Origin of the sequence: Duganella sp. CT11-25 (genome assembly GCF_047302815.1) — a bacterium.
In the GTDB taxonomy this organism is placed as follows: Bacteria; Pseudomonadota; Gammaproteobacteria; order Burkholderiales; family Burkholderiaceae_D; genus Rugamonas.
The window spans coordinates 4,856,046-4,881,432 of the sequence record NZ_JBKBFD010000001.1 but is presented as its reverse complement, the minus strand read 5'-3'; the positions used below and the strand labels follow the sequence as shown (position 1 = coordinate 4,881,432).

Here is a 25,387-nt window from a genome sequence, read left to right as displayed (position 1 = left end):
GGAGGCGAACTATAGCAAAGGCCCATCGATATCCGCAAGGCTTATTTTCGAACTGCTACAATCGCGCCCTTTCGATCCACCAGGAAGCAGCAATGAGTAACATCACAATCAAGCGGGGAGGCTTTAGTTCCAGCTTCGGCGTGCTGGCGGCGACGCTGGGTTCGGCCGTCGGCCTCGGTAATATCTGGAAGTTCCCGTATCTGACGGGCGCCAATGGCGGCGCCGGTTTCCTGCTGATTTATCTGCTGGCCACATTGCTCATCGGCCTGCCCGTCATGATTGCGGAGATCACATTGGGTCGTACCGCCAAAGCTAATCCCATCACCGCGCTGCAAAACCTCGCACCGAAAAAATCGTTGCCGTGGTGGCTGGTCGGCGTCGCCGGCATGGCCGCCGCCTTCCTGATCCTGTCCTTCTATTCCGAAGTCGTGGCCTGGGTCTTTGCGTATGTATTCAAGGCCATTGGCGGCTCCATCCTCAGCAGCGATCGCCACGTCACAGAAAGCGCATTCGGCACGCTGATCAGCGACCCGCTGCAATCGCTGCTGTGGCAATGGGCGGTGCTGGTATTCATCGGCGGCATCCTGCTGATGGGGGTGACCAAAGGCATCGAGGGCATCGCCAAGAAACTGATGCCCGTCCTGTTCCTGCTGTTGCTGCTGCTGTGCGCCGTCAGCCTGTCGCTGGACAAGGCGGCCGACGGCCTGGCCTTCCTGTTCCGTCCCGACTTCAGCAAGATCACGTCCGGCGTCATCCTCACCGCGATGGGCCTGGCCTTCTTCAAGCTATCGCTAGGCATGGGCACGATGATGACTTACGGCTCCTACTTCCGCGACGATCAGAACATCCCGCAAACCACGGTGCGCGTGATGGCCGCCGACCTGTGCGTCTCCATGCTGGCCGGCATCGCCATCTTCCCGGCGGTGTTCACCTTCGGCTTCGAACCTGCTGCCGGTCCCGCGCTGGTGTTCATCACCATCCCCGCCGTGTTCTCGCAGATCCCCGGCGGCCAGCTGCTGATGATCGCCTTCTTTGTGCTGGCCTCGGTCGCCGCCACCGGCGCCATGCTGTCGCTGATGGAAGTGCCGGTCGTGATCCTGCACGAGCGCCTGGGCATGAGCCGCGCAAAGGCGACGCTGATGACCATCGCCGGCCTGATGCTGCTGGGCTCGACCTGCGCGCTGACCAACAACGTGCTGGCCGGCTTCAAGCTGTTCAACATGAATATGTTCGACCTGTTCGACTTTGTCTCGTCCAACGTGCTGCTGCCACTGGGTGGCATTTTGCTAGCCGCGTTTGTGAGCTGGGTATGGGGCGCCGACCAGTTCATCCGCGCCGTCTCCAACAACGGCACGCTGGCCAATGCCGGCACCGCGCGTGTAGTGCTCTTCCTGCTGCGCTATGTGTCGCCGCTGCTGATCCTGGCGGTCATGCTCAAGGGCCTGGGGCTGTTCTAAAAGACAACGCTGCCGCTGCTTTTTTCACCACGTGCCGGACAGTATGAATATACTGTCTCCACCGTGAAAAGCTCGGGTGCGCGATGAATCATAGAGATGTCCCCGCTGTGCCGATGCCGACGATCCTGATCGTCGATGACTCCCTGTCATATCTGGCGGCGCTGCTGGATAGACTGGAACGGCACGGCTTTCTGATCGTGCTGGCGCAGACCGCGGCCGAAGGCCTGATGCGCGCAGAGTTCGCCGAGCCGGACCTGATACTGCTTGACGTCGTCATGCCCGGCATCGACGGCTTCGAAGCCTGCCGCCGCCTCAAGGCCGGCAAGACCACCAAGGATATCCCGGTCATCTTCATGACCGGCCTCACCGATCCCAAGCAGAAAGTCACCGGCTTCGACGCCGGCGGGGTCGACTACATCACCAAGCCGTTTCAAATCGAAGAAGTGCTCGCGCGGATCAACACGCATCTGGCGCTGCGCCGCGCCAACCGCGAACTGCAGGACATGATCGCGACGCTGGCGAAGGCGCGCGAAGACCTGGTGCGCAACGAGAAGCTGGCGGGCCTGGGCGCGCTGGTGGCCGGCATCGCGCACGAACTCAACACGCCGATCGGCAACAGCCTGATGGCGGCCACCACCTTTGAAATGCAGACCGAGGATATCGGCCAGCACCTGGGCACCGAGCGCGGCGTGACGCGCAAGGAGTTCGAGCACTACATCGAGAACGCGCGCCTGTCGGTCGACATCCTGAGCCGCAACCTCCATCGCGCGGCCGACATCGTCACCAACTTCAAGCAGGTCGCGGTCGACCAGACCAGCTCGCAGCGGCGCAGCTTCTTGCTGACCGAAGTCATCGCCGGCAATCTGCTGACGCTGCAGCCGACCATCAAGCGCACGCCGTTTGTGATCCAGCAGCGGGTGCCGGCCGATCTGATGATGGAGAGTTATCCTGGTCCGCTGGGACAGGTCGTCACCAACCTGATTAACAATGCCATCCTGCATGGCTATGAAGGACGCAGCGAGGGCTTGATCGCGGTGGCGGCGCAGCTGTCGGCGCAAGGGTGGGTGACGCTGAGCGTGGAAGACCACGGCGTCGGCATTGCGCCCGACGATGTGCCGCGCATCTTCGATCCCTTCTTCACCACCAAGATGGGGGTCGGCGGCTCCGGTCTCGGCCTGAACATCGTCCACAACATCGTCACGGAAATTCTCGGCGGCAGCATCAACGTCAGCAGCGAAGTGGGTGGCGGCACCCGCTTCACGCTGACGCTGCCGATGGCCGCGCCGCTCAAATAGACGCCGCGCTTATTCCTGCGCCCAGACGGCGATCACGCCGTCGCTCACCGCCGTCAGATGATTACCCAGATGCTGGACGATGGCGTAGCCCACCGTGCTGTCGGCGCGGGTGTAACGGTAGGCGGAAAACACCAGGTACTTGCCGGTGGACACATCCACCAGCACCTGGCCGTTCAGCGCGGCGGTCACGGACTTGGCGTCAAAGGTCAGTGTTCCAGACGCGGAAGTGAACGTGCCATTGCCGGCGGCGTCGAACACGAAGGACTGCACATGGCTGCCGCCGGTGACGCAATCTTCGCGATAGACGGACAGCGTCTGGCTGGCCAGTTGCGTGGCGTCGAGCAGTTGGGTGGCATAACGCGAGACCAACACATCCGTCGACTTGGTCACGCTGCCATTGGCGCCTGGCACCGCCGTGCACAGCATGGTAAGCGTTGGCGGAAAAGCCGTCGCCGGCAGGTTGACGCTGGCGACGACGGGCGCGGCGAAAGTCAGCACGCGCGCAACAGGGTCGCGCGACCAGGTGACCGTTTGCGGCGTCACGCCGTAGGTCAGCTTGCCGTTGTTGGCCGGCCCCACAATACCGCCCGAGCTATAGCTGAAGCTGGCGGCGTAAGCCGGTGCGTTGCTCATGTCCTGCAGATAGTGGTAGCCGACGTAGCGCGTTACGGCCGGGAATGGAAAGTCGCTGCCGCCCAACGACGCGATGAACGCATCGATGTCGGCACGGAAGGCCGCCATGTCGGTGGTCGCTGTGATGGTACCGAGCAGCGCGCGCGCCGCCTCGTTCATCTGATCACCGCTGTAGTTGTGGATTATCAACTCAGTGTTAAGCAAGGACGTCAATGTCGTGGCGGCCTGTACTTTTTTGAGCCCCACAACGGCATCGTCATTCTGTCCGCCGCCCAGTATCCAGAGCACCGCCTGGGCGCGGGAAATCTCGCTGCGATCCAGGAAGCCAGACCAGAATTCACGACCGCCCGCTTCGGCGTTCCGGTTAAAGATATTCAAGTACACGGCGTTGATAAACGATGCATTATTGGCGACATACAGTCCCTTCGATTCCGCGCTGTTGGCAAAGGAATCGACGACGGTTCGGATATCCGCATTACTGGAATAGCCGGCGAGTAGTTCAGGGATCGTCGCTGGTAAATTCTTGTTCTTGAGCGCGGTGACCCAGAAGGTCAATCCTGGAGAATCGGCTGGGCGCCCAAAAAAACCGACATAAAGACTTTGCACAACGGCCACATAGGAAGCGTCCGACGCAGTGGTCGCGGCACTACGCATTGCTTGCGGAGGGCTCTTCAGCGCCGGCGATTCGGTATTCGAGCCGCCGCAGGCGGCGAGCAGCACAGCCAGGGAGCAGAGAGATGCAGCTTGCAAGGTAGTTTTCATTGCCATCCTCGATTACAAAGAAGACAATAATACATTCTTTATAAGCGTTTGAACGCAAAAAAGCCCCGACCGGATCACCGGAAGGGGCTTTTTCTAATAACTAGCTTGACGATAACCTACTTTCACACTGGTTGCAGCACTATCATCGGCGCAGAGTTGTTTCACGGTCCTGTTCGGGATGGGAAGGGGTGGGACCAACTTGCTATGGTCATCAAGCTTTGACTTGTAAGAGCGGCGCGTGGCGCCATCTCGGAATCTGGGAGAAGCAAGTAAATGGGTAATGAAGTTGTATCAACGAACGTTCCAACATACTTCTCATTCTCTACACCCTGCTAAGGTTATAGGGACAAGCCGTACGGGCAATTAGTATCAGTTAGCTTAATGCATTACTGCACTTCCACACCTGACCTATCAACGTCCTGGTCTCGAACGACCCTTCAAAGAGCTCAAGGCTCTGGGAAATCTCATCTCAAGGCAAGTTTCCCGCTTAGATGCTTTCAGCGGTTATCTCTTCCAGACTTAGCTACCCGGCAATGCCACTGGCGTGACAACCGGTACACCAGAGGTCTGTCCACTCCGGTCCTCTCGTACTAGGAGCAGCCCCCTTCAAATTTCCAACGCCCACGGCAGATAGGGACCAAACTGTCTCACGACGTTTTAAACCCAGCTCACGTACCACTTTAAATGGCGAACAGCCATACCCTTGGGACCGGCTACAGCCCCAGGATGTGATGAGCCGACATCGAGGTGCCAAACTCCCCCGTCGATATGAACTCTTGGGAGGAATCAGCCTGTTATCCCCAGAGTACCTTTTATCCGTTGAGCGATGGCCCTTCCATACAGAACCACCGGATCACTATGTCCTACTTTCGTACCTGCTCGACTTGTCAGTCTCGCAGTTAAGCACGCTTATGCCATTGCACTATTAGCACGATGTCCGACCGTACCTAGCGTACCTTCGAACTCCTCCGTTACACTTTAGGAGGAGACCGCCCCAGTCAAACTGCCTACCATGCACTGTCCCCGACCCGGATAACGGGCCAAGGTTAGAACCTCAAATGAACCAGGGTGGTATTTCAAGGTTGGCTCCACGAGAACTGGCGTCCCCGCTTCAAAGCCTCCCACCTATCCTACACAGATTGATTCAAAGTCCAATGCAAAGCTACAGTAAAGGTTCATGGGGTCTTTCCGTCTAGCCGCGGGTAGATTGCATCATCACAAACACTTCAACTTCGCTGAGTCTCGGGAGGAGACAGTGTGGCCATCGTTACGCCATTCGTGCAGGTCGGAACTTACCCGACAAGGAATTTCGCTACCTTAGGACCGTTATAGTTACGGCCGCCGTTTACTGGGACTTCAATCAAGAGCTTGCACCCCATCATTTAATCTTCCAGCACCGGGCAGGCGTCACACCCTATACGTCCACTTTCGTGTTTGCAGAGTGCTGTGTTTTTATTAAACAGTCGCAGCCACCAGTTTATTGCAACCCGTTCACCCTTCCGGCGCAAGCCGGTCAAGCTACAAGGGCGTACCTTTTCCCGAAGTTACGGTACCAATTTGCCGAGTTCCTTCTCCCGAGTTCTCTCAAGCGCCTTAGAATACTCATCTCGCCCACCTGTGTCGGTTTGCGGTACGGTCTCGTATGACTGAAGCTTAGAGGCTTTTCTTGGAACCACTTCCGATTGCTTCAGCACCTAAGTGCCTCGTCCCAGTCCCTTGAATTCCGCGCCCGGATTTGCCTAAGCGCCTTCTATGAACCAGAAACTGCCTATTCCAACAGGCAGACAACCTTCCGCGATCCGTCCCCCCATCGCATCATACGACGGTGCAGGAATATTAACCTGCTTCCCATCAGCTACGCATCTCTGCCTCGCCTTAGGGGCCGACTCACCCTGCTCCGATGAACGTTGAACAGGAAACCTTGGGCTTACGGCGTGGGGGCTTTTCACCCCCATTATCGCTACTCATGTCAGCATTCGCACTTCTGATACCTCCAGCATCCTTTACAAGACACCTTCGCAGGCTTACAGAACGCTCTCCTACCATATCCTTACGGATATCCGCAGCTTCGGTGACTGGCTTAGCCCCGTTACATCTTCCGCGCAGGACGACTCGATCAGTGAGCTATTACGCTTTCTTTAAATGATGGCTGCTTCTAAGCCAACATCCTGACTGTTTTAGCCTTCCCACTTCGTTTTCCACTTAGCCAATCTTTGGGACCTTAGCTGGCGGTCTGGGTTGTTTCCCTCTTGACGCCGGACGTTAGCACCCGACGTCTGTCTCCCAAGCTCGCACTCATCGGTATTCGGAGTTTGCAATGGTTTGGTAAGTCGCGATGACCCCCTAGCCATAACAGTGCTCTACCCCCGATGGTGATACTTGAGGCACTACCTAAATAGTTTTCGGAGAGAACCAGCTATTTCCAAGTTTGTTTAGCCTTTCACCCCTACCCACAGCTCATCCCCTAATTTTTCAACATTAGTGGGTTCGGACCTCCAGTGCGTGTTACCGCACCTTCATCCTGGCCATGAGTAGATCACTTGGTTTCGGGTCTACACCCAGCGACTATCGCCCTGTTCGGACTCGATTTCTCTACGGCTTCCCTATATGGTTAACCTTGCCACTGAATGTAAGTCGCTGACCCATTATACAAAAGGTACGCAGTCACGGAACAAGTCCGCTCCTACTGTTTGTATGCACACGGTTTCAGGATCTATTTCACTCCCCTCCCGGGGTTCTTTTCGCCTTTCCCTCACGGTACTGGTTCACTATCGGTCGATTACGAGTATTTAGCCTTGGAGGATGGTCCCCCCATATTCAGACAGGATTTCTCGTGTCCCGCCCTACTTGTCGTACGCTTAGTTCCACACATCGCATTTCACATACGGGACTATCACCCGCTATGGTTCCTATTTCCAGAGGATTCTGTTATGCGTCATGCTAAAACGTACAGGCTCTTCCCATTTCGCTCGCCACTACTTTGGGAATCTCGGTTGATTTATTTTCCTGCAGCTACTTAGATGTTTCAGTTCGCCGCGTTCGCTTTGCATGCCTATGTATTCAGCATGCAATGACCTAAAAGGCCGGGTTTCCCCATTCGGAAATCTGCGGATCAAAGCTTGTTTGCTAGCTCCCCGCAGCTTATCGCAAGCTACTACGTCCTTCATCGCCTGTAATCGCCAAGGCATCCACCATGTGCACTTATTCACTTGTCCCTATAACGTTAGCCCCTGCGACTAAACAAGGAGCGTTTATAGGAATAAGAAGTACTACGTTGTTGCGTTTGTTGATACATACAATCATTACCCATCGCACCACCTGTCGGTGTTGCGATCAATAAAAATTTACTTACTTCTTCCAGATTGTTAAAGAACGAGAACTGCTCTTACCTAAACCTGATCGGCTTACGTAAAAGCATTTGGTGGAGGATGACGGGATCGAACCGACGACCCCCTGCTTGCAAAGCAGGTGCTCTCCCAGCTGAGCTAATCCCCCAATGGGTACCACTGGTAGGGCTGGTTGGACTCGAACCAACGACCCCCGCGTTATCAACACGGTGCTCTAACCAGCTGAGCTACAGCCCCAATATTGCTGTTCTCTTCTATATTGACAGTCGATAAGTGTGAACGCTTGATGAGCTGGTCATTGCTGACCGTGCCACTCTAGAAAGGAGGTGATCCAGCCGCACCTTCCGATACGGCTACCTTGTTACGACTTCACCCCAGTCACGAATCCTACCGTGGTAAGCGCCCTCCTTGCGGTTAAGCTACCTACTTCTGGTAAAACCCGCTCCCATGGTGTGACGGGCGGTGTGTACAAGACCCGGGAACGTATTCACCGCGACATGCTGATCCGCGATTACTAGCGATTCCAACTTCATGCAGTCGAGTTGCAGACTACAATCCGGACTACGATACACTTTCTGGGATTAGCTCCCCCTCGCGGGTTGGCGGCCCTCTGTATGTACCATTGTATGACGTGTGAAGCCCTACCCATAAGGGCCATGAGGACTTGACGTCATCCCCACCTTCCTCCGGTTTGTCACCGGCAGTCTCATTAGAGTGCCCTTTCGTAGCAACTAATGACAAGGGTTGCGCTCGTTGCGGGACTTAACCCAACATCTCACGACACGAGCTGACGACAGCCATGCAGCACCTGTGTAATGGTTCCCTTTCGGGCACTCCCCAATCTCTCGGGGATTCCATCCATGTCAAGGGTAGGTAAGGTTTTTCGCGTTGCATCGAATTAATCCACATCATCCACCGCTTGTGCGGGTCCCCGTCAATTCCTTTGAGTTTTAATCTTGCGACCGTACTCCCCAGGCGGTCTACTTCACGCGTTAGCTGCGTTACCAAGTCAATTAAGACCCGACAACTAGTAGACATCGTTTAGGGCGTGGACTACCAGGGTATCTAATCCTGTTTGCTCCCCACGCTTTCGTGCATGAGCGTCAGTTTTGACCCAGGGGGCTGCCTTCGCCATCGGTGTTCCTCCACATATCTACGCATTTCACTGCTACACGTGGAATTCTACCCCCCTCTGCCAAACTCTAGCCTTGCAGTCTCCATCGCCATTCCCAGGTTGAGCCCGGGGATTTCACGACAGACTTACAAAACCGCCTGCGCACGCTTTACGCCCAGTAATTCCGATTAACGCTTGCACCCTACGTATTACCGCGGCTGCTGGCACGTAGTTAGCCGGTGCTTATTCTTCAGGTACCGTCATTAGCAGGGGATATTAGCCCCCACCGTTTCTTCCCTGACAAAAGAGCTTTACAACCCGAAGGCCTTCTTCACTCACGCGGCATTGCTGGATCAGGCTTGCGCCCATTGTCCAAAATTCCCCACTGCTGCCTCCCGTAGGAGTCTGGACCGTGTCTCAGTTCCAGTGTGGCTGGTCGTCCTCTCAGACCAGCTACTGATCGATGCCTTGGTGGGCCTTTACCCCACCAACTAGCTAATCAGATATCGGCCGCTCCAGGAGCACAAGGCCCGAAGGTCCCCTGCTTTCATCCTTAGATCGTATGCGGTATTAGCGTAACTTTCGCTACGTTATCCCCCACTCCAGGGTACGTTCCGATATATTACTCACCCGTTCGCCACTCGCCGCCAGGTTGCCCCGCGCTGCCGTTCGACTTGCATGTGTAAGGCATGCCGCCAGCGTTCAATCTGAGCCAGGATCAAACTCTTCAGTTTAATCTCTGTTTATTTGACACTTTCGTGTCACCGTCTTTCGACGGGTCGCTCACTCAAAATACTGACAGGCCACTATTTTCATAGCGCCTATTTCATTACTTCTTGTGAACATTTGATATTTTAAGTATCGCGGAACCGAAGCTCCGCGTGCACTCTCATCAAACGTCCACACTTATCGACTGTTAATTTTTAAAGAACTCAATTCGGTACTGCTTGCTGAAGAAGCGTTGTGTTCATCAGCGAAGAGGCAAGATTATGAGGCGTTTCGCACATCTCGTCAAGCTCTTCTTTTTCCTCGCTCACTTCGCATTTGCATGCTCCGTTTTGCGGGGAGGCGAACTATAGCAAAGGCCCTGTGAGCTGGCAAGGGTAAAATAGCCGCTTCATCGATTTTATTAAGCAGCCCATGTTTATTCCAACAACCGATAACCCGGCGCTCAGCGCCCTGCTCGACAAAGCCATTAATAATAAGACCAAGCCATTGGGCAGCCTGGGCGTATTGGAATCATTGGCTAAACAGATAGGCTTAATACAGAACACGCGCGACGTCGCATTGATCCAGCCTGCCATCCTGGTCTTCGCCGCCGATCACGGCATCGTCGCGGAAGGCGTCTCCGCCTATCCACAGGATGTGACCTGGCAGATGGTCGAGAATTTCCTCGCAGGCGGCGCCGCTATTAATGTCTTCGCCGCCCAGAACCATTGCGAGCTGCGCGTGATCGACGCCGGCGTCAATCACGACTTCGGCCCGCGCGACGGCCTGACCGACCGCAAGCTGGCAAACGGCACACAGAACTTCGCACAGCAACCGGCCATGAGCCGCGCCACCTGCGAAGCCGCGCTGGCTGCCGGGATGGCGCTGGCTGCTGAACTGGATGGCAACGTGGTCGGCTTCGGCGAGATGGGCATCGGTAATACTACCGCCGCCGCCGCGCTGATGCACAAGCTGACCGGCATCCCGGTTGCGCAATGCGTGGGCGCCGGCACCGGCCTTTCCGCCGACGGCATCCTGCACAAGCAGCGCGTGATCGAGGCCGCCGTCGCCCGGCACGTCGACATCAGCGAGCCACTGGACGTGCTGGCCACCTTCGGCGGATTGGAAATCGCGATGATGGCCGGCGCCATGCTGAAAGCGGCCGAGCTGCGCAAGGTGCTGCTGATCGATGGCTTCATCGTCACCAGCGCGCTGCTGGTTGCGGCGCGTATGCAGCCGGCCATCCTCGACTACTGCGTGTTCTCGCACTGTTCCGACGAGAGCGGCCACAAACAGATGCTGGCCGCGCTGGGCGCCAAGCCGCTGCTGCAACTGGGCCTGCGCCTCGGCGAAGGCACCGGCTGCGCGCTGGCACTGCCGCTGCTGCACGCGTCGGTCAACTTCCTGAACCAGATGGCCACGTTCGAGTCGGCCCAGGTCAGCGAAAAGTCCGAGTAAGTCCCATGCACCAGCTCCGCCTGTTCTTCACCGCGCTGCAGTTCTTTACCCGCCTGCCGATACCGGGCTGGGTGGGCTTCGATCCCGCGTGGCTGAACCAGGCGTCGCGCTACTTCCCGCTGGTCGGGTTGGTGGTCGCCGTCATCACCGGCGCAACGTATGCGGCGGCGGCGTGGTTCCTGCCGGCGCCGGTCGCCGTCATCCTCTCCACCGCCGCCGGCATCTACGCCACCGGCGCCTTCCATGAAGACGGCTTTGCCGATATGTGCGACGGCTTCGGCGGCGGCATGACGCCGGAGCGGGTGCTGGAGATCATGAAGGATTCGCGCATCGGCGCCTATGGAGCGATCGGCACCATCTGCCTGCTCGCGCTCAAGCTGGCCACGTTGTCCATGCTGCCTCCGCTGGCCGCCATCGGTGCGCTGTTCGTCGCACATCCGCTGTCCCGGCTGATGGCGACCGCGCTGATCTGGCGCCTCGACTACGCCCGCGCAGAAGGCAAGGCCAAGCCGCTGGCGCAACAAATGAGTAACGCCGAGTTCTCGATCGCCGCCATCACCGCCGCCATTCCCGCGCTGGCCATGGTGTCGATGCGTTGGCTGACCTGGAATGCGTTGATCGCCGGCGTGATCGTCGCCGCCATCGCCACCATCTGGCTGGCCCGCAAGTTCGTCCGCCGCATCGGCGGATATACGGGTGACTGCCTGGGCGCCGTACAGCAGGTCAGCGAGGCGATGTTCTACCTGTGCGCGCTGGCCAGCCTGCACCACAGTGCGCTGCCGATATAAACCATGCAGCTGATACTGGTCCGCCATCCGCAGCCGCTGGTCGCATCGGGCGTGTGCTACGGCCGCACCGATCTCGCCGTCGCGCCGGCACAACTGGAGCAGACCCTGGCCGCACTGCGCGTCTCGCTGCCGCCCGGACTGCCGCTCTACGCCAGCCCCCTGCGCCGCTGCGCCGAACTGGCCGACCGCCTCTCTTCCGCACCTATATACGACGCCCGCCTGGTCGAAATGGATTTCGGCACATGGGAGATGCAGCCGTGGGACGCCATTCCACGCGCCGGCATCGACGCCTGGGCCGAGGACGTCGTCCACTACCAGCCCGGCGGCGGCGAGAGCGTACTGCAAATGGCGGTCCGCATCGCAGCCTTTCACGCCGACCTCCAGCGCCAGCTGGGCGAACGCAGCGCCATCGTCGTCTGCCACGCGGGAGCCATGCGCTTGCTATCCGCCTGCCACAGCGGCCTGGCGCCGGTCGAAATGGCCCTGCATGCGGCGCAGGCCGCCCACAACATCCCATACGGGTCGACGCTGATCCTGCCACACTAAGCACACCGCAAACCCGTATAATGGCGTCGTTTTGGTGCCCGCGCGTCTGTCCAGACGCGCAGTTAAACGGGAAACACGAAGCCTCCGACTCAATAGAGGGCCCACGTGTGCTGCCCCCGCAACGGTAAGCAAGTGTCGCCGATCACGCGACAAACCACCTCTGACAACCACTGTGCTTTGCATGGGAAGGTGAGGCGGTCTAACTTGCCAGCCCGGATACCGGCCAAATCAGGTGGAAGTGAGCGAACGGGATGTGCGCGACACGGACCAGCGGGCCGACAGGCGCCGCCCCGGTTCTGCGTCCCTCCCTGTTTTCCGCTTCTGTTCACAATTGGCCTACGGGGACGTCGGCCGGTTGCTACTTACAGAAAAATGATCATGACCCTTCGTATCTCCCGTCCGGCGGCCTTGTCGTCGCTGGCGCTGGCCTTGGCCGCCTGCTACGCCCACGCTGAACCAACCACCTCCGGCACCGTGCTGGTCACCGCCACCCGCTCGCCGCAGCCGCTGGCCGATGTCATCAGCGACAGCGTCACCATCAGCGCTGAACAGATCTCGCAATCCGGCGCTGGCTCGATCATCGACCTGCTGCAGCGCCAGCGCGGCATCGAGATCGCCCGCAACGGCGGCGCAGGCACCTCGTCCAGCGTCTACATCCGCGGCGCCAACAGCAACCAGAACATCGTGCTGGTCGACGGCGTGCGTATCGGCTCGTCCACCACCGGCGCCGCCAACTGGAGCGCCATCCCGCTGACCGCCATCGACCATATCGAGATCGTCTACGGCCCATTGAGCTCCCTGTACGGCGCCGACGCCATCGGCGGCGTGATCCAGATCTTCACCAAGAAGGGCCAGGGAGCGCCTGCGGTAACCGCCTTCGCCGGCTACGGCAGCGACAAGACCCGCGAAGCCGACGCCACGCTGTCCGGCGCCACCGGCGGTGCGCACAGCTTCAGCTACGCCATCAGCGCAGGCAAGGAAAAATCGGACGGCTTCTCGGCCACCCGGCCGGGCAGTTCCTCGTACAACGCGGACCGCGACGGCTACGACAAGGAAAACGTCTCCGGCCAATTCAGCCTGCAACTGGCCCAAGGCTACGAAGCCGGCGCGCTTTTCCTGCACAGCAAACTCGATTCGCAGTACGACGGCGGCGCTTCCGCCTACGACGTGCGCAGCGAAGCCAAGATCGAGAACGCCTCGATCTACGGCAAGGCGCAGTTCCTGCCGTTCGTGAACACGCTGTTGCAGTACTCGCAAAGCAAGGACGAAGGCGCCAACTACAGCAGCGCCGCCGCATCGGGCTATTCGCAGATCAACACCAAGCAGACCGACATCACGCTGCAGAACGACGTGCAGATCGGCGACGACGTGCTGCAACTGCTGTACGACCACCGCAAGGAAGAAGTCCAGACCAATGGCTCCATCGCCTTGAACCGCGATCGCACCACCAACTCCTTCGCCGCCTCGTACAACGCCCGCCGCGGCGCCAACCTGTTCAACGCCAGCGTGCGCCGCGACAAATCGGTGTACGGCTCGAAGAACACCGGTTCGCTGGGCTACGGCTACAACTTCACGCAGCAGCTGCGCGCCACCGCCAGCTACGGCACCAGCTTCCGCGCGCCGACCTACAATGAGTTGTACTACCCGGCATACGGCAACCCGGCCAACAAGCCGGAGCTGGGCAAGAACGCGGAAATCGGCCTGCGCTACGACAACGGCGTCAACGCGCTGAGCGCCAGCTACTATCACAACCGCCTGACCGACCTGCTGGTCAACACCACGCCCTGCCCGTTCGGCACGGTGGACTACAAGAACGGCTGCGCCTACAACGTCAACCACGCGCTGCTGGAAGGCCTGACCATCGGCGGCGCCACCAAGCTGGCCGGCGTCAACCTGACCGCCAGCATCGACCTGCAGGATCCAAAGGATGAAACCACCAACAAGCGCCTGGCCCGCCGTTCGAAAAAGCACGGCAACCTCACCGCCGATTACGGCATCGGCGCGCTGAAGGCCGGCGTGGAGCTGGAACTGTCCGGCGACCGTTTTGACGACGCCGCCAACAAGAACCGCCTGGGCGGCTACGGCCTGGTGAACCTGTACGCAACCTACGCCTTCACACGCGACTGGTCGGCGCTGGTCCGCTGGAACAACGTCGGCGACAAGCAGTACGACCTGGCGCGCAACTACGCCACGCCGGGATCCAAGGTATTTGCCGGGATCCGCTACGGCTACAAGTAAGAGTATGGTGTAACCTGCCGGAAGTGGACTTTCCCGCTTCCGGCGGATTTTTTTGAAAGTAGTGCATGCATTCTTTCTCACGCAACCTGCGACAGCGCGCCACCGTCACCCTGACCGGGTTGGTCCTGTTCGCGCTTGCCAGCCTGGTTTTCTCGGGCATGACCGGTTCGGTCTCGATTCCGTTTTCCGATATTCCCGCAGCAGTCAATGACCTGCTGCATGGCCAGTCCTCATCGCTGGCCTCCACCTTGGTCGAGCTGCGCATCAGCCGCGCCACCACCGCCTTCGTCACCGGCGCCGCCCTGTCGCTGGCCGGCGTGATGATGCAGGCGCTGCTGCGCAACCCGCTGGCCGACCCCTACGTGCTGGGCATCTCCGGCGGCGCCTCGGTCGGCGCGCTGGCCGCGCTGATGTTCATGTGCGCCGCCTGGGTGGTCGACGCCTCCGCCTTCGCCGGCGCGGTGATCGTCTCGATGATGCTGTACATGCTGGCCCGGCGCGACCTGCGCGGCGGCACCGCCGCCGAAGGCGGCGCATCCCTGTTGTTGTTGACCGGAGCGATCCTGCTGTCCGCCTGCATGGCGCTGGTGACGCTGATGCTGTCGATCGCGCCGGAAAGCCGTTTGCGCAGCATGGTGTTCTGGATGATCGGCGACCTGTCCGGCGCGCCGCTGCGCTGGCTGCCGTGGGTGGTGCTGGGTGCCGCCATGGCCTTCGCGCTGCGCAGCGCGCGCGCCATGAACGTCATGGCCTTGCACGCCGAAGCCGCCTCCACGCTGGGCATCCGCGTCGGCGCCTTGCGCAAGGGACTGTTCTTCACGTCCGGCCTGCTGACCGCCAGCGCCGTCACCAGCGCCGGCAGCATCGGCTTCGTCGGCCTTATCGTGCCGCACGCCTGCCGCTTCGCGGTCGGCCCGGATCACCGCGTACTGATTCCTGCTGCGGCGCTGGCCGGCGGCACCTTCCTGCTGCTGGCCGACACGCTGGCCCGCACCATCATCGCGCCGCAGCAGCTGCCGGTGGGCGTGGTCACGGCGCTGATCGGCGCGCCGGTCTTCCTGTATCAACTACATCGGCTGCGCAAATAATGATCGCCACTCATCACCTCTCCCTGAAAATCGGCCAGCGCCAGCTGATCGCGGACCTGAACTGGCAAGTGCGGGATGGCGAATGCTGGAGCGTCATCGGCCGCAACGGCGCCGGCAAGAGCACCTTGCTGCGCGCCCTGGCAGGCCTGCGCGCGCCGGACGGCGGCCACATCGAGATCGGAAAACGCCCGTTGGCCGAATGGCCGCTGGCCGAGCTGGCGCGCCAGCGAGCCTTCCTGGCGCAGAGCCGCAGCGACGCCTTCGCCTACAGCGTGATCGAGACCGTGCTGTCGGCGCGCCATCCGTACCACAGCAACCGCTATTGGGAAGACAGCGACGACCATGCCATCGCCGTCAAGGCGCTGGAGGCGATGGAAGTCTCAGACCTGGCCGAACGCGACGTGCGTACCCTGTCCGGTGGCGAGCGCCAGCGCGTGGCGATTGCAGCCATGCTGGCGCAGGACACGCCGCTGCTGCTGCTCGACGAACCGGCCAACGCGCTGGACCTGGCGCACCAGGTCAGCGTCATGGGCCTGCTCGCGCGCCTGTGCCGCCAGCAGGGCAAGACCGCCGTCATGGTCGGCCACGACCTGACGCTTGCGCACAGCGTCTCCACCCACGCGCTGCTGCTGATGGGCGATGGCCGCTGGCTGGCGGGAACCACCGAAGAAGTCATGCGGGCCGGGATCCTGAGCGAGTACCTCGGCCATCCTATCGACATCATCCGGCACGGCAAGCGCAGCATCTTTATTCCCACCGAGGACACCGCATGAACGACCTGAATCCAGAAGAACAGAATGCACTCAATGCCCTGAACGAACGGCACCGCGTGCGCATGGAACGCAAGAAAGCCATCATCGACGCCAAGATCGCCGCCGCCGACAAGCAGATCGGCATCATCATCGTCAATACCGGCAACGGCAAGGGCAAGAGCTCCAGCGGCTTCGGCATGGCGATCCGCGCGATGGGCCATGGCATGAAGGTCGGCGTGGTGCAGTTCATCAAGGGCGCGATGCAGACCGGCGAAGAGAAATTCCTGCGCCGCTTCCCGGACGAGATCAGCTTCCACGCGATGGGCGAAGGCTATACCTGGGAGACCCAGAACCGCGAACGCGATATCGCCAAGGCGCAGCTGGCATGGGAACAGGCGAAGAAGTTCCTGGCCGATCCCGAAGTCGGCCTGGTGCTGTTCGATGAACTGAACATCGCGCTGAAGTACCGCTACCTGGATGTGGAGACCGTCATCAACGACCTGCTGGCGCGTCCGCCGATGCAGCACGTCGTCATCACCGGCCGTGGCGCGCCGCCGGAACTGATCGCCATCGCCGATACCGTCACCGAAATGGAAGTCGTCAAGCACGCCTTCAAGTCCGGCATCGTCGCGCAAGCGGGGACCGAGTGGTAATGGCGACGCACGTTGAAGTGAAAGCATTGCTGGTGGCGGCCGTGGCTTCAGGCCAGGGCAAGACCACCGTGACGGCGGCGCTGGCGCGCAAACTGGTCCGCATGGGCAAGCGCGTGCGCGTGTTCAAGTGCGGTCCGGATTTCATCGACCCCATGCTGCTGGAACGCGCCAGCGGCGCGCCGGTGCGTTCGCTGGACCTTTGGATGGTCGGCAAGGACCTGTGCCGCGACCAGCTGGCGCAAGCCGCCGCCGAAACGGACGTGATCCTGCTCGAAGGCGTGATGGGACTGTATGACGGCACGCCGTCGTCAGCCGACCTTGCGCGCGAGTTCGGCGTGCCGGTGATGGCGGTGATCGACGCTTCCGCGATGGCGCAAACCGCCGGTGCGCTGGTGCACGGCCTGCGCGACTACGGCCCGGTCGAGATGGCGGGTGTGATCGCCAACCGCGTCGCCAGCGAAGGCCACGCGAAAATGGTCGCCGCCTCGCTGCGCGATATTCCGCTGTTTGCCACGCTGCCGCGTCAGGCCAGGTCGCTGCCGGAACGGCATCTGGGCCTGGTGCTGCCGGGAGAAGTCAGCGATATCGATGCACTGCTCGACAACCTGGCCGACCAGCTGGTATTCGACGAGGCGGCCTGGGAGCAGCTTCGTCCCGTGCGCATCGAGATCCCTCCAGCGCCAGCCGCGCCAGCACCGCTGCTGGCCGGGAAAACCATCGCCGTCGCGCGCGACCCGGCGTTCATGTTCATCTATCCGGCCAACCTGGACACGCTGCGCTCGCTCGGCGCGACGCTGAAATTCTTTTCGCCGCTGGCCGACGAAGCGCTGCCTGCGGAAGCCGACGCCGTCTACCTGCCGGGCGGCTATCCCGAACTGCATGCGGAGGCGCTGTCGCGGGCCGCCGCATGGCGGTCGTCCATCCGTTCCGCACACGCCGAAGGCATGCCCATCGTCGCCGAATGCGGCGGCATGATGGCGCTGGCCGATACGCTGGCCGACCAATCCGGCGCCGTATGGGACATGGCCGGCCTGCTGCAAGGCGCGGTGGCGATGCAGCCGCGCCTTGCCGGCCTCGGCTCGCAAGGACTGCCGACGGAGCAAGGCATCTTGCGCGGCCACACCTTTCACTATTCGAAGCTGGAGACGGCGGTCGCGCCGGCGGCACACACCGTCAAGCATCCCTCCGCTATACAGGGAGAGGCCTGGTATCGCGTCGGCTCGTTGACGGCTTCGTATTTTCACGCTTACTTTCCATCCAACCCGGCGGCGGTCGCCGCCTTGTTCTCAAGGAGTGGGTCATGACACGTACACTGGTTCTGGGCGGTGCGCGCTCGGGCAAAAGCGCCTATGCCGAGCGGCTCGCCGCCGAATCCGGCAAGGAAGTCGTCTACATCGCCACGGCCACCGCCGGCGACAGCGAGATGGCGGCGCGCATCGCGCATCACCGCGCCGGCCGGCCGCCGGAATGGATCACCGTCGAGGAACCGCTGGCACTGGGCAACCAGCTGCTGCGCTGGTCCTCGCCGGACCGCGTCATCATGGTCGACTGCCTGACGCTCTGGCTCAGCAACCTGTTGTTCAGCGGCGGCGAGGAGTACCCCGATGTCGGCGAGATCGTGCTGCCCGCATTGTTCCACGAACAGCATGACATGCTGGCCAGCGCGCTGACCAAGTGCGCCAGCGACGTGATACTGGTATCGAACGAAGTCGGCCTGGGCATCATGCCGATGGGGGCCGTATCGCGCTGCTTCATGGATGAACAGGGGCGATTGAATCAATCGGTCGCGGCGATCTGCGACCGCGCCGTGTTTGTCGCCGCCGGCCTGCCGCTGGTTCTCAAAGGCGCGCCGTGCTGAGTGACTTGAGCTTTTTCGCGATCGCCTGGCTGATGGTCGCCGGCGTGCTGCTTGACCTGATGTTGGGCGAAGCGCGGCGCTGGCATCCGCTGGTCGGCTTCGGCAACCTGGCCATCGCGCTGGAAAAACGCCTCAATCGCGGCAAGCTGCGTTTCTGGCGCGGCGCGCTGGCGTGGATGCTGGCCGTGCTGCCGCTGACTGCATTGTCGGCACTGGTGGTCTGGATGCTGGCCCGGCTTGTGCCCGGCCTTGCCGCGCAAGCCGCCGCCCATGCCGTCATGCTGTACTTCTGCCTCGGCCTGCGCAGCCTGCGCGACCACAACCTGCCGATCGCCGATGCGCTCGCGCAGAACGACCTCCCCAACGCCCGCCTGCTGACCGCCCGCATCGTCAGCCGCGACACCACCAGCGCCAGCGAAGTCGAACTGACCAAGGCCAGCGCCGAATCCCTGCTGGAAAACGGCAACGACGCCGTCTTCGGCACGCTGTGCTGGTTCATCGTCGCCGGCGGTCCCGGCGCGGTGCTGTTCCGCATGGCGAACACGCTCGACGCGATGTGGGGCTACCGCACTGCGCGCCTGCTGCAATTCGGCTGCACCTCCGCCCGTGTCGACGATGCCCTCAACTATATTCCCGCGCGCCTGACCGCACTATCCTACGTACTGCTGGCGCCTGGCCTCGAAGGCAAGCGCCGCGCATGGCAATGCTGGCGCGCGCAAGCGCCGGCATGGAGCAGCCCCAACGCCGGTCCGGTCATGTCCAGCGGCGCCGGCGCGCTCGGCGTGCAACTGGGCGGCGCCGCCATCTACGACGGCGAGGTCGAACACCGTCCACCGTTGGGAGCAGGCCTGCCTGCCACCGGTGCGGACATCCGCCGCGCATGGCATCTGGTGGTCCACACCACCACGCTATGGCTGGCGGTGGCCTGCGCCTGCGCGGCACTGGCGAGGTATACCCATGCTTGAACACGGCGGCAACCTGCGCGACGCCGCACAGCGCTTCGGCCGCGACGACTGGCTCGACCTGTCGACCGGCATCAACCCGCACTGGTATCCGGCGCCCGCGCTGCCGGGCAACGCCTGGCACCGGCTGCCGGAACCCGATCCCGAACTGGCGGCAGCCGCTGCCGCCTACTACGGCGCGCCGCTGATGCTGCCCGTGGCCGGCACGCAGGCGGCGATACAAGCCCTGCCCCGGCTGCGCAAGCCATCGCGCGTGACGGTCTCCGCGCCATCGTATGCGGAACACGCGCACCACTGGAGCAGCCACGGTCACACGCTGACGCAAACGCCCTACCCGGAACTGGATGCGGCGGTCGCCCACAGCGACGTCATGGTGGTTATCAATCCCAACAATCCTACCGGCGCCGTGGTGCCGGCAGCGCAACTGCTGCAATGGGCCGAACAACTGGCGGCGCGCGGCGGCTGGCTGGTGGTCGACGAAGCCTTCGGCGACACGGAGCAGCACAACAGCATCGCCGCGTACAGCAACCGTCCCGGCCTGATCGTGCTGCGCTCTGTCGGCAAGTTCTTCGGCCTGGCCGGCATCCGCCTCGGCTTTGTCGCGGCACATGCCGATCTGCTGCACGCCCTGGCCGACCAGCTGGGTCCCTGGACCATCAGCGGCCCGGCCCAGCACATCGCGCTGGCCGCGCTACGCGACGAGGCATGGCAGGCCGATACGCGCCGCCAGCTGCATGCCGGCGGCGAACGGCTGCAAGCGCTATTGGCCGCGCACGGCATCCTATCGACCGGCACGCCGCTGTTCCAGTGGTGGGCGGAGCCGCGCGCAGAGGAATTCTGGCGGCACATGGCCGAACGCGGTATCTGGATCCGGCTTTTCAAACACGCGGCACGCGGCGTCCGGCTTGGACTGCCGCCCGACGAAGCAGGCTGGCAGCGCCTGCGAACAGCACTCACTGAATGGACCGACAAATGAATAAACTGACGATCATGAAACTGGCCGCGTGCGCAGCCATCGCGACGGCTGCGACAACGGCCAGCGCCGCCATCACCGTGCGCGATGACGACGGCAACACCATCACGCTGCAAAAGCCTGCCCAGCGCGTCCTGGCGATGGCGCCCCATGTGACGGAACTGCTTTTCGCGGCGGGCGGCGCAGACAAGATCGTCGGCGCGGTCACCTACAGCGACTACCCTGAAGCGGCGAAAAAAATCCCGCGCGTGGGCGACAACCGCCAGATCGACATGGAGCGCGTGATCGCCATGAAGCCGGACCTGATCGTCATCTGGATGCATGGCAGCGCCGAGCGGCAAATCGAGATGCTGCGCCAGCTCGGCATACCGATCTACCACAGCGAGCCGCTCAAGCTTGACGGCATTTCCGAGAACCTGGTGCGACTAGGCCAGTTGATGGGAACCGAAAAAGTGGCGCAACCCGCCGCCGACGAAATCCGCAGGCAATTCGCGGCGCTGGCCAAGCAGTACTCGGCGCGCCCACCGGTAAAGCTGTTCTATCAGGTATGGGACAAGCCGCTTTACACGCTCAGTAACAAATCCATCGTCAGCGACGCCATCCGGCTGTGCGGCGGAGTCAACATCTTCGGCGACCTGAAAGTGACTGCGCCGGTGGTCAGCGTGGAAGCCGTGCTGCAAGCGGACCCGGAAGCGATCTTCGGCACCAGCGAAAAAGACTACGGCAGCATCGACCTGTGGCGGCCCTACCCCAATATGCTGGCGGTCAAGAACGACAACCTGTTCCGGCTGGACGGCGAGCTGCTGAACCGCGCCGGCCCGCGCATGGTCGCCGGCGCCACGGCCCTGTGCCAGAAACTCGAACAGGCGCGCCAGCACCGCAAGAACTGATATGCGCTTTCCCTACTCCACCCTGATGGTACAGGGCACCACCTCCGACGCCGGCAAGAGCACCGTGGTCGCGGCCCTGTGCCGCCTGCTTAAACGGCAGGGCGTGCGCGTGGCGCCGTTCAAGCCGCAGAACATGGCGCTCAACAGCGCCGTCACCGCCGACGGCGGCGAGATCGGCCGCGCGCAGGCGCTGCAGGCGATCGCCGCCGGCCTGGCGCCGCACACCGACATGAATCCGATCCTGCTCAAGCCATCGAGCGACATCGGCGCGCAAGTCATCATCCACGGCAAGGTGCGCGCCGAGATGAACGCGCGCGACTATCATCAATACAAAACCGTGGCGATGCAAGCCGTGCTGGAATCGCATGACCGCCTGCTGGCGCAATACGACAGCATCATCGTCGAAGGCGCCGGCAGCCCGGCGGAGATCAACCTGCGCGACCGCGACATCGCCAATATGGGCTTCGCCGAAAAAGTCGACTGTCCCGTGATACTGGTGGCGGACATCGACCGTGGCGGCGTGTTCGCCCACATCGTCGGCACCTTGTCCTGCCTGTCGGATAGCGAGCGCGCACGCACCATCGGCTTTGTCATCAACCGCTTCCGTGGCGACATCAAGCTGCTGGAGCCGGGACTGGAATGGCTGGAACAGCAAACCGGCAAGCCGGTGCTGGCGGTGCTGCCCTACCTGCACGGCCTGTTCCTCGATGCGGAAGACGCGGTGCAGCCGGTGCAGGCCGAGCGCGGCGCTTTCCGCGTGGTGGTCCCGAGCCTGCCGCGCATGAGCAACCACACCGACTTCGACGCCTTGCGCGCGCATCCCGACGTCGACCTGCATTTCGTGCGCCAGGGCGAACCTATCCCCGCCGCCGACCTGATCATCCTCCCCGGCAGCAAGAACACTCGCGGCGACCTCGATTGGCTGCGCGTCCAGGGCTGGCCGGAAGCGATCAGCCGCCACCTGCGCTACGGCGGCAAGGTGATCGGCGTGTGCGGTGGCTTCCAGATGCTGGGCCGCAGCGTCACCGACCCGCTGGGCATGGAAGGCAAGGCCGGCGTCTCACCGGCCCTCGGCCTGCTCGACATGACAACCGAAATGACCGCCGACAAGCGGCTGGTGCAAGTGCACGGCAGTTGCGCCTTCGACGCTGACGGCGCCGCCGTCAGCGGCTACGAAATCCATATGGGTATCTCCACCGGCAGCGCGCTCGCAGCGCCCGCCTTCGTCATCGACGGCCGGCCGGAGGGCGCGCTTTCGGCCGACGGCCAGATCCTCGGCACTTACCTGCACGGCCTGTTCGACACGCCGCAAGCCTGCAGCGCGCTGCTGCGCTGGGCCGGCCTGAACACGCACAACACCGTCGACACCAGCGCGCTGCGCGAAGCCAGCCTGGATCGCATCGCCGACGCCACCCAGCCGCTGCTGGACGCACTGGTCGCACTGAAGAGTAAAAAATGAATCCGCACGCCTTTACCGACGCCGAAATAGCAGGCGTCTACCGCGCCATCCGCGAGCGCCGCGATGTCCGCCATTTCAAACCCGGCCCGCTGGCGCCGGGTCAGCTGCAGCGCTTCATCGAAGCCGCCCACAACGGTCCCAGCGTCGGCTTGATGCAGCCGTGGCGTTTCATCCGCATCGCCGATGCGGCACTCCGCACGCGCATCCACCAGCATGTCAACGCAGAACGCATCAAGACCGCCGAAGCGCTGGGCAAGCGCGCCGAGGAATTCATGCAACTCAAGGTCGAAGGCATACTCGCCTGCGCGGAGGTGCTGGTGGTCGGCCTGGTCGACAAGCGCGACCAGTACGTCTTCGGCCGCCGCACCATGCCGGAGATGGACCTGGCCTCGGCCTCCTGCGCGCTGCAAAACTTCTGGCTGGCCGCGCGCGCGGAAGGCATCGGCGCCGGCTGGGTATCGATGTTCGATCCGCAGCAGCTGCGCGAGATCTGCGGCATGCCCGATGGCAGCCAGCCCATCGCCGTGCTGTGCGTCGGCCAGGTACACGAGTTCTACACCGCGCCGATGCTGGAACTGGAAAAGTGGGACCAGCGCCGCCCGCTTAGCGACATCCTGTTCGAAGACCACTGGGACCATCCCGCCGCGACGCTCTAAGCGCCGGCGCACTCCTCTATCCTGCGGTTGCCCGGCCCCGGCAAGGTGCGCAGGCTGCGCTCCGTCGCCGCCGTGAATTCGTGCTTGAGGACCGTATCCACAAACCGCCAGTCGCAGCGCACCTGCTCATGGCTGGCGGTGACGATCATGTAGCCACGCTTGCTGGTCTGCGCGTAGTACAGCGGCGCGATCAGGTCGACCATCATGTTGGCCACATCCTCCGGATCGCGGTCCGGGTATGAACCTTCCATGCCCGGCGACGACACCGACGCCGTCGCGAACTCCACGCCGACCTGCCGGCCCTGCGCATCATGCAGGTCGCTGGCCCAGGCGTTGTGCGTATCGCCCGCCAGCACGACCAGGTTTTTGCGGTGCTTCCGCATCATCTCGAAAACCTGCTCGCGGTCGCTCTGGTAGCCGTCCCACGAATCCAGGTAGCAGGGCAAGGTCGGCGCGGCCAGCCACCGCTTCTCTTTGTCGTTGATGCAGGATGGATCCGCGGCCGCGCGCTGCTTCAGCGCGGAGTAGTCGGTGCAGTTGCACTCGCCCATGACCACGGCGGTCGGATACTCCATGCGCGCCATCAGCACCTGCTGGCCCAGCATCTGCCAGCGCGCGCTGGAGCTCTCGACCCGGTTCTCCAGCCACGCCATCTGCTCGCGGCCTATCATCTGGCGGCGCGGCGAGCACACATCCTGCTTGTACTTCTCCACGTCGAAATGCTTGTTCTCGTCGTAGTAGGAGGACATCATCAGCTGCTGGTCGCGCGCGATCAGGCGCGTATCCAGCATATGCAGCGATACCACGCCACCGAAGTCGAACGAGCGATAGATCTTGTCCGGCGTCGACGCATCCGGCACGCGGATCGGCATCCACTCGTGATAGGCGGTCAGCGCCGCCAGCTTGCGCAGCTCGAAGGGACCGAACACGCCGGCCTTGTGGTCGACCGAGCCGTCGCGCCAGGTGTCGTCGGCAAATTCGTGGTCGTCCCACACGGTGATGAAGGGCATGGCGGCGTGCACCGCCTGCAGGTCGGGATCGGAGCGGTACTGCGCGTAGCGGCGGCGGTAGTCGTCCAACCGCAGCAGCAGCTCGCGCGGCTCCGACACGCGCCCCAACGCCTCCGCATTGCCGCAGGCGTAGCCGGTGCTTTCGTATTCATAGATGTAGTCGCCGATGTGCAGCGCGGCGTCGATATCGTCCTGGCGCGCGGCATCGGCGTAGACGTTGAAGTACCCGGACGGATAGTTCGAGCAGGAGAACACGGCCAGTCGCACCTGGCGCGCATCGGCGCGCGCCAGCGTCTTGGTGCGGCCCACCACCGACTTCCCGCCGTCGATCGAAAACTGGTAGTAGTACACATGCCCCGGCAGCAGGCCCGCCGCATCGACCTTGACGGTGTAATCCTTGCTCGCCGACGTCGCCAGGCTGCCGCTGGCCACCACCATCTGCATCGCCGGGTCGGTCGCCATCTGCCAGCGCACCGCGATGTCGGCCGTCTCGTCGTTGCGGCGCGGCGTCACGCGGGTCCACAGGATCACGCGGTCGCTCAGTGGATCGCCGCTGGCCACGCCATGGTGAAAACCGAAAGCGGCACCGTCCCCCATGCCGGCGGCGGTGCTGGTGCAGCCGCCCAGGCCCGCCGCACCGGCGCCCAGCAGCGCGGTGGAAGCGGCCATACGGCGGATAAAGGTGCGGCGTCCCGGCGGCATAGGCGGAACAGGTGGTTTAGCATCCATGTCAACTCCCA

18 protein-coding genes, 2 tRNA genes, 3 rRNA genes and 1 riboswitch are annotated in these 25,387 nt (G+C 62.1%); of the genes, 16 read left to right on the top strand and 7 right to left on the bottom strand.

What is annotated here, in order from left to right; all coding sequences use genetic code 11:
- The first annotated feature begins 92 nt into the window (after positions 1 to 92).
- On the top strand, positions 93 to 1,457 hold the full coding sequence (locus ACEN9F_RS20920; RefSeq protein ID WP_413422933.1) for a sodium-dependent transporter: 1,365 nt from the start codon (positions 93 to 95) through the stop codon (positions 1,455 to 1,457).
- 83 nt (positions 1,458 to 1,540) lie between these two features.
- Entirely contained in the window at positions 1,541 to 2,752 is a 1,212-nt protein-coding gene (locus ACEN9F_RS20915; protein WP_413422931.1) for a sensor histidine kinase, read from the top strand.
- A gap of 9 nt (positions 2,753 to 2,761) precedes the next feature.
- On the opposite strand, the gene ACEN9F_RS20910 is transcribed toward ACEN9F_RS20915, so the two are convergent.
- The 6 genes from ACEN9F_RS20910 to ACEN9F_RS20885 all read right to left on the bottom strand — a co-directional run bounded on the left by ACEN9F_RS20910 (position 2,762) and on the right by ACEN9F_RS20885 (position 9,342).
- Complete coding sequence (locus tag ACEN9F_RS20910; RefSeq protein ID WP_413422929.1) at positions 2,762 to 4,147, bottom strand: DUF4214 domain-containing protein; 1,386 nt, start codon at positions 4,145 to 4,147, stop codon at positions 2,762 to 2,764.
- A gap of 103 nt (positions 4,148 to 4,250) precedes the next feature.
- A 5S ribosomal RNA gene (gene rrf / locus ACEN9F_RS20905) occupies positions 4,251 to 4,363 on the bottom strand.
- Positions 4,364 to 4,489: 126 nt separating this feature from the next.
- Positions 4,490 to 7,362, bottom strand: a 23S ribosomal RNA gene (locus ACEN9F_RS20900).
- A 204-nt stretch (positions 7,363 to 7,566) separates the two neighbouring features.
- Positions 7,567 to 7,642, bottom strand: a tRNA-Ala gene (locus tag ACEN9F_RS20895).
- 12 nt (positions 7,643 to 7,654) lie between these two features.
- A tRNA-Ile gene (locus ACEN9F_RS20890) sits at positions 7,655 to 7,731 on the bottom strand.
- Between the two features lie 82 nt (positions 7,732 to 7,813).
- Positions 7,814 to 9,342: ribosomal RNA gene (locus ACEN9F_RS20885) — 16S ribosomal RNA — on the bottom strand.
- Together the 16S, 23S and 5S rRNA genes with 2 tRNA genes alongside form the textbook arrangement of a ribosomal RNA operon.
- Positions 9,343 to 9,748: 406 nt before the next feature.
- Here ACEN9F_RS20885 and cobT point away from each other — a divergent pair.
- The 14 genes from cobT to bluB all read left to right on the top strand — a co-directional run bounded on the left by cobT (position 9,749) and on the right by bluB (position 23,637).
- A complete protein-coding gene (gene cobT / locus ACEN9F_RS20880; protein ID WP_413422927.1) occupies positions 9,749 to 10,774 on the top strand; it encodes a nicotinate-nucleotide--dimethylbenzimidazole phosphoribosyltransferase in 1,026 nt (341 codons plus the stop codon).
- A 5-nt stretch (positions 10,775 to 10,779) separates the two neighbouring features.
- Positions 10,780 to 11,562, top strand: coding sequence for an adenosylcobinamide-GDP ribazoletransferase (locus ACEN9F_RS20875; protein WP_413422925.1), 783 nt, complete (start codon positions 10,780 to 10,782; stop codon positions 11,560 to 11,562).
- Positions 11,563 to 11,565: 3 nt separating this feature from the next.
- Positions 11,566 to 12,108 carry a histidine phosphatase family protein gene (locus ACEN9F_RS20870; protein ID WP_413422923.1) on the top strand — a complete coding sequence of 181 codons (543 nt, stop codon included), beginning with the start codon at positions 11,566 to 11,568 and terminating at the stop codon, positions 12,106 to 12,108.
- 15 nt (positions 12,109 to 12,123) lie between these two features.
- A riboswitch (cobalamin riboswitch) is annotated at positions 12,124 to 12,351 on the top strand.
- Positions 12,352 to 12,486: 135 nt separating this feature from the next.
- The gene (locus ACEN9F_RS20865; RefSeq protein ID WP_413422921.1) at positions 12,487 to 14,346 is read left to right on the top strand and encodes a TonB-dependent receptor domain-containing protein; all 1,860 of its coding nucleotides are present in this window, start codon (positions 12,487 to 12,489) and stop codon (positions 14,344 to 14,346) included.
- Positions 14,347 to 14,411: 65 nt separating this feature from the next.
- Positions 14,412 to 15,434, top strand: a complete 1,023-nt coding sequence (locus tag ACEN9F_RS20860) for a FecCD family ABC transporter permease (protein WP_413422919.1) — start codon at positions 14,412 to 14,414, stop codon at positions 15,432 to 15,434.
- The gene (locus ACEN9F_RS20855; RefSeq protein ID WP_413422917.1) at positions 15,434 to 16,207 is read left to right on the top strand and encodes an ABC transporter ATP-binding protein; all 774 of its coding nucleotides are present in this window, start codon (positions 15,434 to 15,436) and stop codon (positions 16,205 to 16,207) included. The genes ACEN9F_RS20860 and ACEN9F_RS20855 overlap by 1 nt, the downstream gene beginning before the upstream one ends.
- On the top strand, positions 16,204 to 16,839 hold the full coding sequence (gene cobO, locus ACEN9F_RS20850; protein WP_413422915.1) for a cob(I)yrinic acid a,c-diamide adenosyltransferase: 636 nt from the start codon (positions 16,204 to 16,206) through the stop codon (positions 16,837 to 16,839). The genes ACEN9F_RS20855 and cobO overlap by 4 nt, the downstream gene beginning before the upstream one ends.
- On the top strand, positions 16,839 to 18,143 hold the full coding sequence (locus ACEN9F_RS20845) for a cobyrinate a,c-diamide synthase (protein ID WP_413422914.1): 1,305 nt from the start codon (positions 16,839 to 16,841) through the stop codon (positions 18,141 to 18,143). Before cobO ends, ACEN9F_RS20845 begins: the two co-directional genes overlap by 1 nt.
- Complete coding sequence (cobU, locus tag ACEN9F_RS20840) at positions 18,140 to 18,697, top strand: bifunctional adenosylcobinamide kinase/adenosylcobinamide-phosphate guanylyltransferase (RefSeq protein ID WP_413422912.1); 558 nt, start codon at positions 18,140 to 18,142, stop codon at positions 18,695 to 18,697. The genes ACEN9F_RS20845 and cobU overlap by 4 nt, the downstream gene beginning before the upstream one ends.
- Positions 18,691 to 19,662, top strand: coding sequence for an adenosylcobinamide-phosphate synthase CbiB (gene cbiB / locus ACEN9F_RS20835; RefSeq protein WP_413422910.1), 972 nt, complete (start codon positions 18,691 to 18,693; stop codon positions 19,660 to 19,662). Before cobU ends, cbiB begins: the two co-directional genes overlap by 7 nt.
- Positions 19,655 to 20,635 carry a threonine-phosphate decarboxylase CobD gene (gene cobD, locus ACEN9F_RS20830; RefSeq protein ID WP_413422908.1) on the top strand — a complete coding sequence of 327 codons (981 nt, stop codon included), beginning with the start codon at positions 19,655 to 19,657 and terminating at the stop codon, positions 20,633 to 20,635. Before cbiB ends, cobD begins: the two co-directional genes overlap by 8 nt.
- A complete protein-coding gene (locus ACEN9F_RS20825) occupies positions 20,632 to 21,522 on the top strand; it encodes a cobalamin-binding protein (RefSeq protein ID WP_413422906.1) in 891 nt (296 codons plus the stop codon). Before cobD ends, ACEN9F_RS20825 begins: the two co-directional genes overlap by 4 nt.
- A 1-nt stretch (position 21,523) precedes the next feature.
- Entirely contained in the window at positions 21,524 to 22,981 is a 1,458-nt protein-coding gene (locus tag ACEN9F_RS20820) for a cobyric acid synthase (RefSeq protein WP_413422904.1), read from the top strand.
- On the top strand, positions 22,978 to 23,637 hold the full coding sequence (gene bluB / locus ACEN9F_RS20815; protein ID WP_413422902.1) for a 5,6-dimethylbenzimidazole synthase: 660 nt from the start codon (positions 22,978 to 22,980) through the stop codon (positions 23,635 to 23,637). The genes ACEN9F_RS20820 and bluB overlap by 4 nt, the downstream gene beginning before the upstream one ends.
- Here bluB and ACEN9F_RS20810 read toward each other — a convergent pair.
- The gene (locus ACEN9F_RS20810) at positions 23,634 to 25,376 is read right to left on the bottom strand and encodes an alkaline phosphatase D family protein (protein WP_413422900.1); all 1,743 of its coding nucleotides are present in this window, start codon (positions 25,374 to 25,376) and stop codon (positions 23,634 to 23,636) included. The genes bluB and ACEN9F_RS20810 overlap by 4 nt on opposite strands.
- Positions 25,377 to 25,387 lie beyond the last annotated feature (11 nt).